This is a genomic window from Desulfocapsa sulfexigens DSM 10523 (assembly GCF_000341395.1).
Classification (GTDB): domain Bacteria; phylum Desulfobacterota; class Desulfobulbia; order Desulfobulbales; family Desulfocapsaceae; genus Desulfocapsa; species Desulfocapsa sulfexigens.
On sequence record NC_020304.1, the window covers coordinates 2,956,133 to 2,970,191 of the forward strand.

The 14,059-nt window shown below is 44.3% G+C and carries 10 protein-coding genes; 6 read left to right on the top strand and 4 right to left on the bottom strand.

The features are described from left to right. Positions 1 to 8: 8 nt before the first annotated feature. The 6 genes from UWK_RS13165 to UWK_RS13195 all read left to right on the top strand — a co-directional run bounded on the left by UWK_RS13165 (position 9) and on the right by UWK_RS13195 (position 9,189). A complete protein-coding gene (locus UWK_RS13165) occupies positions 9 to 272 on the top strand; it encodes a hypothetical protein (protein WP_015404879.1) in 264 nt (87 codons plus the stop codon). 5 nt (positions 273 to 277) lie between these two features. Continuing rightward, positions 278 to 745 (top strand): N-acetyltransferase, encoded by a 468-nt coding sequence (locus UWK_RS13170; protein WP_015404880.1) that lies wholly within the window; start codon positions 278 to 280, stop codon positions 743 to 745. Between the two features lie 37 nt (positions 746 to 782). Beyond that, positions 783 to 3,341 (top strand): preprotein translocase subunit SecA, encoded by a 2,559-nt coding sequence (gene secA, locus UWK_RS13175; RefSeq protein WP_015404881.1) that lies wholly within the window; start codon positions 783 to 785, stop codon positions 3,339 to 3,341. Positions 3,342 to 4,130: 789 nt separating this feature from the next. Continuing rightward, on the top strand, positions 4,131 to 5,798 hold the full coding sequence (locus UWK_RS18645; protein WP_015404882.1) for a sensor domain-containing diguanylate cyclase: 1,668 nt from the start codon (positions 4,131 to 4,133) through the stop codon (positions 5,796 to 5,798). 396 nt (positions 5,799 to 6,194) lie between these two features. Further along, the gene (locus tag UWK_RS13185) at positions 6,195 to 7,655 is read left to right on the top strand and encodes a phospholipase A (RefSeq protein WP_015404883.1); all 1,461 of its coding nucleotides are present in this window, start codon (positions 6,195 to 6,197) and stop codon (positions 7,653 to 7,655) included. A gap of 460 nt (positions 7,656 to 8,115) precedes the next feature. Further along, complete coding sequence (locus UWK_RS13195; RefSeq protein WP_167320751.1) at positions 8,116 to 9,189, top strand: radical SAM protein; 1,074 nt, start codon at positions 8,116 to 8,118, stop codon at positions 9,187 to 9,189. Between the two features lie 502 nt (positions 9,190 to 9,691). Here the strand turns inward: UWK_RS13195 and ppk2 are convergent. The 4 genes from ppk2 to cls form a co-directional block, all read right to left on the bottom strand. Continuing rightward, on the bottom strand, positions 9,692 to 10,618 hold the full coding sequence (gene ppk2 / locus UWK_RS13200; protein WP_015404886.1) for a polyphosphate kinase 2: 927 nt from the start codon (positions 10,616 to 10,618) through the stop codon (positions 9,692 to 9,694). Between the two features lie 10 nt (positions 10,619 to 10,628). Beyond that, positions 10,629 to 11,597 (bottom strand): polyphosphate kinase 2 family protein, encoded by a 969-nt coding sequence (locus tag UWK_RS13205; protein WP_015404887.1) that lies wholly within the window; start codon positions 11,595 to 11,597, stop codon positions 10,629 to 10,631. 70 nt (positions 11,598 to 11,667) lie between these two features. After that, positions 11,668 to 12,387, bottom strand: a complete 720-nt coding sequence (locus UWK_RS13210; RefSeq protein WP_015404888.1) for a metallophosphoesterase family protein — start codon at positions 12,385 to 12,387, stop codon at positions 11,668 to 11,670. A 24-nt stretch (positions 12,388 to 12,411) separates the two neighbouring features. Continuing rightward, a complete protein-coding gene (cls, locus tag UWK_RS13215) occupies positions 12,412 to 13,917 on the bottom strand; it encodes a cardiolipin synthase (RefSeq protein WP_015404889.1) in 1,506 nt (501 codons plus the stop codon). Positions 13,918 to 14,059: the final 142 nt, after the last annotated feature.

The following is a 14,059-nucleotide window of genomic DNA, read 5'->3' on the forward strand; positions in this document are numbered from 1 at the left end:
AAGAATGTATGGCTCCCAGAAAACGGAAAAAACCGGTCAAGAAAGTTAAATTTCAAGTGACCAGAAGTGGAATAGCCGGTATTGCCGTTGTCTGTTTCTGCATATTTCTCTGGATGTTTTTGATTGGCGTCTGGGCTGGGCAGTCACTTCTGTATCCACCAGTGAATGATACCAAGAGTTCTCCAGAAGTATCAGATAGTGGTAAGGGGAAGCAGGTATTTGAAGTTATTCAGCTGGAAGCGGATAAAAAGAAAAAAATAATTCAGAAATAGTTTTTATGATAATACGAAACGCCACAATGAGTGATGTGAAAGCGATGCATTCACTTCTCAATCATTATGCTGATAAGGGGCAGTTGCTCGGACGCTCCTTCAGTTCTTTATATGATAAACTCCGCGACTTTAAAGTATGTATTGATACAGATGGCGTTCTTGTCGGTTTGTGCGCTCTCAATATAATATGGGAAGATCTTGCAGAAATCAGGTCCCTGGCCGTTCTGGAAAATTCACAGGGAAAAAAAATAGGGCAAAAGCTGGTACGTGCCTGTCTGGAAGAAGCCAATCGCTATAATATCACGAAAGTTTTCACACTGACATATAAGGCTGGATTTTTCCGAAAACAGGGTTTTAAAGATATTGATAAGAGCCAACTGCCCCATAAGATCTGGAGTGATTGTCTGAACTGCCCCAAATTTCCAGACTGTGATGAAGAGGCTTTGCAGTGTATCGTCTCTGATGTTTTATGATTTTCTACAATTTTAATAAAAAGAGTGAATTGCAATTATGATAGGGAAAGCCTTAACAAGGGTCTTTGGAAGCAAGAATGATCGTGTCCTCAAACAGATCAAACCATTGGTCAATAGAATTAATGAACTTGAAAGTACGGTAGCATCACTCGATGATGCACAGCTTGCTGCAAGAACCGTTGAATTTCGTGAACGGTTTGCCAAAGGCGAAAATCTTGACCAGCTTCTTCCGGAAGCTTTCGCAACCATGCGAGAGGCCGGTAAACGTGTACTTGGTGAGCGGCATTACGATGTGCAGCTTATTGGTGGCGTGATCCTTCATCAGGGGAAAATTGCTGAGATGAAAACCGGAGAAGGGAAAACACTTACCTCGACGCTTCCTGTCTATCTCAATGCTATTCCCGGAAAAGGTGTTCATCTGGTAACGGTGAATGATTATCTTGCTGCCCGTGATGCCGAGTGGATGGGAAAGGTTTATAATTTTCTTGGTATGTCTGTTGGGAAAATTATTCACGATATGGGCGATGATGAAAGGAGGCAAGCCTATGCTGCTGATGTGACCTACGGGACGAATAACGAGTTTGGCTTTGATTATCTGCGCGATAACATGAAGTTTGAAATGAGTGATTTTTGTCAGCGGGGATTTAACTTTGCCATTGTGGATGAGGTTGATTCCATTCTGATCGATGAGGCCAGAACACCTCTTATCATTTCGGGACCTGCGGAAATATCCACAGAAATGTATGGAAATGTTGACAAGATTATGGGCTCTTTTAAAGCAGATGAACATTATCTTGTGGATGAAAAGGCAAAACAGGTAACCCTTACTGAAGAGGGTGTTGCTCTTGGCGAAGAGCTTCTTGGTGTTGAAAATCTCTATGAGCCTGAGTCTATTGAGCAGTTGCATCATCTCAATCAGGCGTTGAAGGCACATACTCTTTTTCAAAGGGATATAGATTATATCGTTAAGAATGGCGAAGTTGTTATTGTTGATGAATTTACTGGTCGCACCATGGAAGGCCGTCGATACAGTGATGGGCTGCATCAGGCATTGGAAGCAAAAGAGCATGTGAAAATCGAAAAAGAAAACCAGACACTTGCCTCCATTACCTTCCAGAATTATTTCCGCATGTATGACAAGCTCTCAGGAATGACCGGAACCGCTGATACAGAGGCCTCGGAATTTAAAAATATCTATGACCTTGATGTGGTTATTATGCCTACCAATATGCCCATGGTCAGGAAGGACTTTGCCGATGTAATATACAAAAATATTGCTGCAAAGGAACGGGCGGTGATTCGTGAAATCAAGGCCCTGCATGAAAAAGGTCAGCCGGTACTGGTCGGTACCATTTCCATCGATGTCTCTGAAAAAATTTCGAGATTACTGAAAAAAGAAAAAGTAGAGCACGAGGTCTTAAATGCCAAACAGCACGATCGTGAAGCTGAAATTATTGCTGACGCCGGGCAGTATGGAAAGGTGACCATTGCCACCAATATGGCTGGACGTGGTACTGATATAAAACTGAGTAAGGAATCAAAAGAAGCCGGTGGACTCCATATACTGGGAACTTCCCGCCATGAATCTCGACGTATTGACAATCAGCTTCGCGGTCGTTCAGGGCGTCAGGGCGATCCAGGGTCCTCCCGTTTCTTCCTCTCCCTGGAAGACGATTTGCTTCGTATTTTCGGGTCCGGGAGAATATCAGGAATTATGGATAAACTTGGTATGGAAGAGGATGAGCCAATCGAACATAACCTCATTTCCAGAGCCATTGAAAACGCCCAGAAAAAGGTGGAAGGGCACAACTTTGATATACGTAAGCATCTCCTCGAGTATGACGATGTTATGAATAAGCAGCGCGAGGTCATTTATCGACAGCGCAGGGAAGTGCTTTCCGGTAGTGATCTGGCCGAGGTGGTGCAGGATATGATTGCTGACCAGAAAGAACTGCTCATTTCATCATTCTCTAATTCTCGTCTTGCCTCTGAAGACTGGAACTGGGACGGCTTTGAGGAGCAGATGCTTGAGCTTTTCCAGGTCAAGGTTGATTGGGATGATTCTGATAAGTCAGGAATGGATGCAGAAAGTTTTCGGGAAAAGGTTTCTGCAATGATTGATGATCATTATAAGAGTCAGGAAGAGTATAACGGTGTAGATACTCAACGACATCTCGAACGGGTTATTTTACTGCAGATGGTTGATACACACTGGAAGGATCATCTCCTCTCCATGGATCACCTGAAACAGGGAATTGGACTGCGTGGTTACGGCCAAAAAAAACCACTGGATGAGTATAAAAAGGAGGGATACAATCTCTTTATCCGCATGATTGAAACCGTGAAACAGGAGACTGTAAAAACCCTGATGCGCGTCAGAATCATGCAGGAAGATGACGTGGAACGACTGGAAGCCGAGAGACGAGAACGACTGGAAACAGAGCGTGCTCAGGCAAAACTGAACAAAGGGCCTGCCGGCGAGGAGACGCCCGTTGCTCAGCCGGAAAAGAGAGAAGGGGATAAGATAGGCCGTAATGCCCCCTGTAGCTGTGGATCCGGAAAGAAATTTAAGAAATGTTGCGGAAAGCCCAACTGATAGTTGATATTTTCATTTTAGGTTGTTTGGAAAAACGGGTTTTGGAATATCTTCCAAAACCCGTTTTTTCTTTCATGCTCATTAGCTGATATCGAAAGCTTGTGCAATAAACGAGAGGTGTTGGCAATTCTGTTCAGGATCGTTATCCCTGTAGAACCGAAGATTTCACTGCAGACTCTCATGTTAAATGGTAATATGAAGAAGGCACCTCAAGCGATAGCATCATTAAAGAACGCAGGCATTCAATGGTTAAGGCAACAGATCGGAATGTAATAATGATTTCAATACACCCCAGGTTCGCTGAGGCGATTTTTTGAGGTGAGAAAAAGGTTGAATTCAGTAAGCTCAATATACCGAAAAGCATCGAACACATCGTTCTGTATCTAACGGCACCAGAGAGCAAAGTTGCCGGTTATTTCCGTGTCGAAAATGTAGTTGAGGCCAGCGCCGCAGAGTTGTGGAGAAATTTCATGACGTATCCGGAACCACTGAGGAGTTCTTCTTCAGCTATTACGGTAAAGGGTAGCTACACAATAGGGTCGGACTAAGGTACCTAGCTGGTTTGTTGTTGAAGTAGGCTAGAAAACAAAAGATTTTTGCTCTTAGAAGCTCTTTTTTACCCCAAAAAGAACCTTTTAAGGAAGTGGCTAATGTTCTGATAATAGATATCTTTTTGACTTAAATGACAGTAACTCAGACTGATATCTTGGTCTGACCCGGTTACCAGGTTCCGTTACCAGTGGCTGGCACGCGGGGCCTGGTTTCTTTTCTTTTGAGAGAGGCACATCTATGATGCGAGTGAATGTCCTGACTGTTGCCCTGGCAGCCTCCCTGGCCGTGCTCTTGATTTTACCGTTGGCGAGCTTTTTCTTTTTCGTGCCGGCCTATCAATTTATGTTGACCAGCATCACCGAGGAAGAATCCATCCGGGTCGCCAGTCATCTTGCCACTTCCATTGCCACCGAGGGGACGCCCATCAACCGCAACTCTCTACAGCCTCATAAACATAGAGAAATAAGGGCGCTTGTTGAGGATTTTAAATTAAGAAAGTTACGGATTTTTTCCGATACCGGCGAAATCGTATTTTCCACGGATGCTTGGGAAATCGGGACTCGCACCACCAGTGAGTATTTTTTCGAGGTAGTGGCCAAGGGTAAATCCTTGACCAAACTGGTGCATAAGGATACGCCGTCCATGGACGGGCAGGTGCAGCCGATTGATGTGGTGGAGACCTATGTGCCCATCATGGAAGCGGGCAGGTTCATGGGGGCCTTTGAAATCTATTACTCCATCACCATGCGTAGGGAAAAGTACAACTGGGTGGTCAGGAGGTACTTGTACACGGTATTTGGAGCGACCTTGGTCCTACTTGTGGCGGTTGGGCTTACCATCCACAAGGCTCGTAGTCATCTGGAGAAACGGAATCGAGCCGAAAAGGCGTTGCAGAATGCCCATGATGAACTGGAGGTTCGGGTTCGGGACAGGACCGCTGAGCTCAAGGAGAGTAACGAGGCTCTGGTTGCCGAGAACAAGATGCGTAAGGCCTTTGAGGCGGAGCTAAGATTGGCCGCCAAGGTGATTGATAACATCATTGAGGGCATCTGCGTTACCGATACCAGTGGCACCATTGAAAGGGTCAATCGAGGGTTTAGTGATATCACCGGCTATGAGGCCAAGGAGGTGGTGGGCAATAATCCCCGTATCCTCAAGTCAAACCGCCACTCCCCTGAATTTTACGAGGCGATGTGGAAATCGCTGGGCGCCACTGGTACGTGGCATGGCGAGATCTGGAACCGACGCAAAAGCGGTGAGATCTATCAGGAATGGTTGTCAATTTCATCAATCAGAAATGAGGATAACCGGATAACCCACTATGTTGGCGTCTTTTATGAACTCAAGAGCCTGCTGGAAAAACAGGAACATCTGTCCCGCAAGGCCTTTCACGATGCCTTGACCAATCTCCCCAACCGCGAACTCTTCTTTGACCGTCTCGATGTTGCCTTGTCCAAAGCTAAACGCCAGGAGCAGCAGCTGGCCGTCATTTTTATTGATCTTGATGATTTTAAGCCGATCAATGATACCTTGGGCCATCACTTCGGCGATGTTTTTCTACAGGGCGTGGCAGAACGCCTTGTCCTCTGTTGCCGTGAGGAGGACACCGTGGCCCGCTTGGGGGGGGATGAGTTTGTCATGCTCCTTACTAACGTGGGTGGCTTGCCGGATGTGGTGGCGGTGGTGGAACGGCTTTTCTCACATCTGGGCGTGCCGGTAAGCCATCAGGGCAAGGAGATGACAATCAAGGCCAGTATCGGCATCGCCCTGTATCCGCAAGACGGAGACGAGGTGGAAGTGCTTCTGAAGAAGGCGGATGCCGCCATGTATGTCGCCAAAAACACGGGCAAGAACAACTATCAGTTTTATCAATTATCAGGGCTTGTCATTGGTGATGACAAATGACAGAAATGAGGATGTACACGATAAACTAGTATACGATGGGGTGTGGCACGATAACTGTAAAAAAACAATAGTTAACAATATAAACAATAGGGTCGGACCAAGCTAAATATCTGTTTTACTGTTTAATGTGAGTTTTAAAGTACCCGTTTTTACACTTAGAAGCTCGCTTTTTACCCTAAATAAATGTTCTAAGAAATTAGAGATCATGTTGAATGAGGCTTCGGCTTCTTATAATACACTTTTTGAGGGTAAGAGAGCACTCTAAGGCCTTGTAATAGCTATTTTGTTGACTTAAATTACAGTAATTCAAACTGATGGCTTGTTTCGATCCCGCCTCCGCCTCTCCAAAGACATGGAAATATGATCTAACCATCTGTCATGATTCAAGGATTTTTCATGGACCAAAAGCATCTGATGATTGTTGCAGTTCTGTTTTTACTATCCGGGATTTTCACAAGTATCGTTCCGGTTCAGGCGCAAATTAATGAAACTGATCAGTCTGGTAATACCATTACGGAAATGCCTAGTGATGTATCAAGTGGCACTTCGGCATCAACCAACATTATCGGCACAAACACAACTATTGACAATCCGCTTGGGTTAGTTGTGGATAAAGAATGGATTTATGTAGTCAATAGAGATGGCAACAGTGTCGATATCTTTCCCAGAAAGGGGAAAGGAAATATCGCCCCGACACGTAGCATTTCCGGGCCGAACACAACCTTAAGTTCGGCTGCCGGGGTAGCTGTTGATGCGAATTGGATTTATGTGGCCAATCCTGGTGGTCACAATATTCTTGTGTTTCCCTTAACTGGAACAGGAAATATTGCCCCAACCCGCATCATTTTCTCGAGTAATTCTTCGATGTTTGAACCTTCCGGTGTAGCAGTAAATGAGAACTTGATATATGTAACTAATCGTAACACTCACAGTGTCCAGGTTTTCCCAATCGATGCCACAGGCATGCCTCCCGAGAATAAGGAGCCTGATAGCACCAGTTATTGGGGAAGGTTAAGCAGCCACGAAGAAAATGCTGTAGGTATGACCTATGACGATGATAGCGATGAACCATTCCTCGATTTCAAGGTTTCCTTAAAATACCCAATATTACATGATGGGATTCCAGACTCTCCTTTCTCACCCCGTCTGTACTTCGCGTTTACCGGTAGATTTGGACAATACGTGTTCACTCGCGACTCATCCCCTGTGATAGGCAAGAGGTTCAATCCCGAATTCTTTCTTAGAGGGTGGACTAACACCGATCCTAATAAGGAGGTTTACTACAGTTTCTATTTGGGCCATGAATCAAATGGACAAAGTATAAACTCACAGAACGAATACTATGGCAAGCAGAATAGTCTTAGAGAAGACAAGGAGAACCCCTATTATGCAAATGACTACATTAGTAGGGGGTGGGATTACGTTGGGTTTGACTTTAGAATGAAGAGAGTGAAACTTTCTAAGTTTGATTTTATTTTTACCCACGAGTTAAAGTTAAGGTACTTTCTTGAATGGGGGCCGCTCCAGAAAGATCGAGAAGATTATAACGACTGGGAAAATGACTCTGAAGGAAAACCGCGGGAATACGTAGATGGAATTAGTTATAATTTCACAACCAATCTGAAACTCGATGATGATTTTCTAGATTTTATTACTGGTGGGGATATCTCTATAGACCTTACCACTGGCTACTCGAAGATATTCAAGTATTTGACTATTAGGGGTGAGTATGGGCTATTATTCTGGGATAATCTCCCCATTTCCGTATGGGCTTCCCATGGGTATAATAGCGACCTGTCCCTTTATTACAAGAAAGTTACCAGTTTCGGGATCCGTTTAACTTTGCGGAGTTTCTAAGCAAACTGGGAATAACACACTCCCTGTTACAACAACCATGCACCAGATGAACTGGTGATTGCACCCTTCTCTGTCCGGAATGTTGAAATGAACTTAATGTGTACAATTAATCCGTTAGGATTGTTTAAGTTGGTATATCCTGTTGTTCCGATAGTGGTCAAAAGGCTGATCCTGATTTCACCCCTAGAAATACCAAAAAAAGCTTTTTTGAGATTAATAGTCCTATAGTGTTTATTGATGAGGCGCATAGTAATTTCCTCACAAAGACTCATTACTAGAAAGAGATAAGTAACAATGGAACACCCACAAATATATAAGGTGTGTAGATCCAACTGAATTCAGAATTGTTAGTAGAGTAATTCGAAGAGAAATATAAATATTCTGCAAACAAAGCATTAGCTATAGACTTGCATAAGTCGCAGGCGGCTGAGCAGTGATTGGGCATATAAAAATGAGAACCATGCACAATGCATATATTTACTCTGGTATTCTGAAAAGGTCCTTTCTGTCTCTGGTGGCAGCCGCACCCTATGTTACGCCTAGAAAGATAAGTAACGTGGCCCAGTGCGAAGTCGAGAAATATCGCAGGGTATTGAGCCCGAAATCTCTCCCTTATGTTGCCGTCATTGACATTACAAATACGTGCAATCTTTGTTGTCCCTATTGCCCAACTGGGACAAGGCGTGACAGCGGTCGAAAACCGGGGATGATTGACATCCCTGTTGTCCGGAAACTGATCGATGAGGTTGGGGAGTATCTGGTCAGCGCTAATCTCTTTAATTGGGGAGAACCCTTGCTTCACCCGAGGATTGCTGAAATCACCAGCATGTTCCATGATGCACGTATCTATACGACTATCTCCAGCAACCTGAGCCTCCCAAGGCAAGAAGCCCTCGAGAGTGTATGCAACGCTGGCCTTGACTATTTGATGGTAAGCATAAGTGGCGCATTTCAGGCCGTTCATGAAATTTATCACAAGAAAGCCAGCCTCCAAACAGTCATTGAAAATACCCGAAGCTTGATCAGTTATAAGAAGGCAAGGGGATTAAAGAGACCTATTGTTGAGTGGAAATACCTTTTATTCAAACACAATCAGGACGAGGTTGAATCCGCACGAACACTTGCCATGAAGATTGGCGTGGATGTTTTTAGAGTGGTTAAAGGCGGCGGAGCTACAGAGGCCATTATTGACAATGGCAGTATTCCCAGGAGAAATATTCGGGCCCCATTTTGTCATCAACTCTGGAATACGGTGGCGGTCAATGCTGACGGAGGGATCTCTCCATGCTGTTTTCTATTCTTTAAGGAGGATGATTTCGGGGACTATCTTCAGGATGAGATCAGACAGATTCGCAACAGTGGTCGTTCTGTTGCGGCGCGGACTTTTTTTAGCCCTTCCTGTATCAATCAGCTTCAACAGGGGCTTCGTCACCCCTGCTTAAAATGCGAACTGGTACATGGCCAATCTCATCTAAAAGATTACCTGAGATCCAATTCTGCTGCAAAAAAGGGGCACCGAACCGGAGGACCATAGAAGCGTTAGAATTACGAAGACAGTTTACCTGTTTTCCGAGTTGGGATTGCCAGTTGAAGGTTTAAGCACGTTAACAGGACAAATAGGTATGCTGCTGTGAATCGCCCCCGGACCCGTTATTTCAGAGTTGTCGTGTCGGTTATATTTCCATACCAGGAAAGCAAAAGGGGGCAAATCTGCTTTTGGCTTTAGTTTGGCCTCAAAGGACAATTAATGGGTAGACCGCAAAGTTGATTTATGGGCCGAAATGGGTAATAGAGAGTTCAAACGGCCAAAAATCACCGAACAAGCCAATAACCTGATCGCAAAATTCGTCGGTTTCTCAAAACTTAATGTTCCGTGCTAAACGTATAGTTTTGAGCAAAGCCGTACCACGCATTTTTGCGACAGATTATCGAAGCGTTAACACTGCAATTTAAAAGAGAAATCAGATTCTATTACGTACGTTGGCTAAATCTGCCGGTTTTTATCGAACCGTATTACAATATACCTCTATCCGTGTTTAACCATGGAGTTTGTCGGGATTCATGATGTTCTTCTCCATATGTTGGAGCTCTTCAATCCCGGAGACAATAATTTCTGGATCATATTCCAGTTGTTCTTTCGAAAGTTTTCCGTCATACTCCATATTGGAAAGAATATATTTGATGCAGTTAATTCTGGCTTTTTTCTTCACATCGGAACGAACAATTGTCCAGGGAGATAAGGTTCTGTTGGTCTCGGACAGCATCTGAAATTTACGTACTGAGTATTGATCCCAATATTCCTGAGCCAGATTGTCAACAGGTGAAAGTTTAAACTGTTTCAGAGGATCAGTCTTCCGTGAATCAAAACGCTCCTTCTGGACATCTTTGGAAACTGAAAAGTAGAACTTGAAGAGCTTTATCCCATCCTTAACCAGTAGCTCTTCAAGCATGGGCACATCCTTCAGAAATCGCTTGTTTTGCTCATCGGTACAGAAGTTCATTACCGGCTCAACCATGGCACGATTATACCAGCTTCGGTCAAAAAGAACGATTTCTCCAGCTGCGGGAAGATGTGGAGTGTAGCGTTGAAAATACCACTGGGTTGTTTCTGTTTCATTAGGCTTGGTGAGTGCGGTTACTCTGGTATTCCTGGGGTTGAGGTTTGCCGTAATCCTTTTGATGGTGCCCCCTTTGCCTGCTGCATCCCTACCTTCAAAGATAGCAAGAATACGATCTCCACTGGCCTGCATATGTTTTTGCAGTTTCATTAATTCTATCTGGAGCATTTTGAGTTCCGCTTCATACTCAATGTGCCAGTTTTTAACGCAGATGGATGTTTTTCCTTTACCGTCTTTTGTGTTTATGTTTCTTAAAGCAGTTCCTTCAAGTAATCTGAATTTTTTACAGTCTATCTGTTCAGATGCATCATTTTTCTTTTTCTTTTTCTTTTTCTTTTCTGACATCAGTTGCTCCTTAGCTTAACGGGGTACCATATTGCTTCATCTGCTGTTTCATGATTTTTAATTCGCGGCTACCGGAAATAACAGTATCCTGATCTATTTTGAAATTAAGGCTTCGGCTTCGTCCCCTGTATTTTACTGAACTGAGGATGAGCTTCATCGTCTCGCGTCGTGCAAGGTGCTTATCATCCGAACGGATAATCCACCATTTGGATTGTTTAGTGTGTGTTTTCTGAAGAAGAATTCTTTTCTTTTCTGTAAATTCGTCCCAGAGATCCTGAGCCTGGAGATCTACTTCGCTGAGTTTCCATTGGCGCAGAGGGTCATTTTTTCTCCTCTCAAAACGCTTTGCCTGCTCCTCTTTGCTTACTGAGAAATAGAGCTTCAAAAGTATAGTTTTGCCGGCGTCGAGGATGAAATTCTGTTCGTATGAGGTAACTTTCGTTAAAAAGCGCCGATACTGTTCAGGGGTGCAGAAACCCATGACAGGTTCAACCATCGCGCGGTTATACCAGCTTCTGTCAAACATGACGATTTCACCGGCATGGGGGAAACGCTCTATATAGCGTTTCATGTGCAGTTCTGTTTTCTGGGTTTCATTAGGCTTGCCCAGAGCCTCGACCCGATAGCGCTTTTCATTCATATACCGTGCAACCCGACGGATTGTTCCACCTTTTCCGGAGGCATCACGACCATCAAAGAGAATAATCATCTTTTTCCCGGTTGCTTCAAGGTGATTCTGCATTTTGATAAGTTCTGCCTGGTAGGGCTTTAACTCTTCGGAGTTGTAATACTTGAGAAGTGCAGCTTCGACTATTTCTTCTTTGTGCCGATCTTTTAGTACCGAGAGGATTTTGCGACTTTTTTCACTGGGTGGTTGTGACTTGAAGTCCTTGTCGAGTTTATGGACGAGTTTGCGAATTATTGCGGTACTACCTTGGGATTCATTTGCTTGGATTTTTTTCTTTTTTGGGGGAGTCATAGTGTTTGTCACCTGCGGAAAAGTTTTTGTTAAAGAAGATGGTATCAGTAACACTATTTAACATCAACTATTAATTGAGTTTTTTTCCTAAAGTATACATGGACTGGTAAATGTCGGGTAATTTGTGTTTTTTGAGAGCCTGGATCATCTGTTCAATTGGCCATGAAATTCTGTGAAACCGGGTTGATACAGTCTCACCTATGATGGTGAGAACAGCACAGGATGCTGCTGGGTTGGAATCAAACATTCGTCCCACACTTCCAGGATTTATAAAATGGATATTGTTAACCCGTTTGTGGAAAGCTGTATGGGAGTGACCACAGAGAATAATGTCGCATGGGCAGAGTTTGGAGAGAGCTGAAAATCGAGCTGGATCCGTTTCTGGAAAAAGGAATTCATTCGGATTATCAGGACTTCCGTGAAAAAGACAGATTTCGTGGTTTTCCACGGTTAATTGCCTGGTTCTTTTAAGGGATAAAATATACTTTGCAGCCGCTGGTGTCAGGTGTTCGGCTGTCCAGGTATACATGATCCGTTTCTCTGTTTTGCGGGGTTTTTTGAATGTTTTTCCTGTAAGTAGTTTTCTGATTTTCCAGTCGGTATTGCCAACGATGGATTGGACGTCGTTCGTCTCCAGCCAGTCAAGTGTCTCGTTAGGGAATGGGGCATAGACAAGTGAATCACCACAGTTGAAAATTGCATCAAAACGTGTTCCCGAAAAGAACAGGGCAATGGCTTCAAGTGCAGGGAAGTTTGCGTGGATATCAGAGAGAAGGAGGATTTTAGCCATATAAAAAATTATACAGTATTTAATTTATAAGAGTGGCCCGATAATAAGTGATACGTTTTCAAAGAATTTCTGCATGATGGAGCGATCTGCGAAGTCAGCAGGTAGAAGAGTTTGCGACTGGACTTCATAACCGGCCTGAACAGCACGAAGTTCTCTGGTGAAATCCCGATTATAGATGAAAAGAGTTGCCTCAAAATTAAGCCAGAAGCTACGCATATCGAGGTTTACTGAACCAAAAAGGGCAAATTCATCATCTACTGTGATGGTTTTTGAGTGAAGGAGGCCACCTTTGAAAAGTTTTATGGAGACACCGTCGCTGACCAGATCCTCATAGCGAGCCCAACTTGCATAGTGGACAAGCCTGGAATCATTTTTTTCAGGAACGATGATCCGAACATCAACACCCCGTCGGGCAGCTGATTGCAGTGCGGTGAGAATGGATTCATCCGGGACAAAATAGGGCGTGGTAAGAGTGATGTTTTTGCGTGATGCGTAAATAGTGGTGAGAAGCAGACTGTGGATGGCATCCTTGGAAAAACCTGGCCCCGATGGTACAAATTGTACTGGAACATTTCCCTTGAGTGGTTGATGGGTAATATCTGCAATCTCACGTATATGCCTGATATCCTGGTCGAGCGATCGAAATTGAACCTGCTGGCTGTCAGTTTCAAGGAACCAGTCACTGATAAATGTACCGGCAAGGGCCTCAACCACAGGCCCCTGGATGCGGACCATGATATCGATCCAGTGACCCAATCCGGAATCCTGCTTGAAAAACTTTGGATCCACCATGTTTTGGCTTCCGGTGTAGGCGATCTTACCGTCAATCACTACGATTTTGCGGTGGTTCCGGATATCAACCCGAACGAAAAGAGCTTTGATAAATCCTGCTGGAAGTTCTTCTTCAATTTGTACGCCGGCTGCCAGGAGCGTCTGGATTTTTTCCCCTTTCAGGAAATCATTGGACCCAATCGAGTCAATAAGAATTCGACAGGTCACTCCGCGTCCGGCAGCACGAATTACGGCTGCAACAACTTCATCGGCTGTTCCTCCTTCGGCCCATATATAAAATTGCAGATGGCAGGTTGATTGAGCGGCGTCTATATCTTTGATGATGGCACGCATGATCAGTTCAGGTTCTTCGATCAGTTCGAGATGATTACCATCCATTGCCGGAATCCCTATCAGGCTGTTTGCCAGGTGGTGAATAGCTTTTAATTCTGAATTGAGTTCGGACCAATTGACAGGTGCTATTGCAGGGAGGGCCTCCAGCCATTTACGATAGTGGTCAAGGGAGTCTTTGATCCGCTTTGCCCTGGTTTCACCGATTCTGTTTTCTCCAAACAGGAGATAGGTGATTGCTCCAAAAAATGGCAGGAGCAGTATGACGACAAGCCAGGCGAGAGTGACCCCGTACTGACGTTTACGCATGATAACCCTGATTGAAAGGCCGAGACGCAGGATCAGGTCAGCAACGGGAATGATGATGGTTGCAATGTGAACACTCCAGTGAAGGCTGTCTTGATCCATGTGTTTTTTTATGAATTATGGTAAGTGTAAATGCGTTTTTTTGAGCGTCTGATCTGCAAATCTACCCTGCCTGGGTAAAAATGTAAAATAGCTTATTTTTCTCTGGCATTATCTTCAATGTGGATGGTAGTGTGCAAGCCTG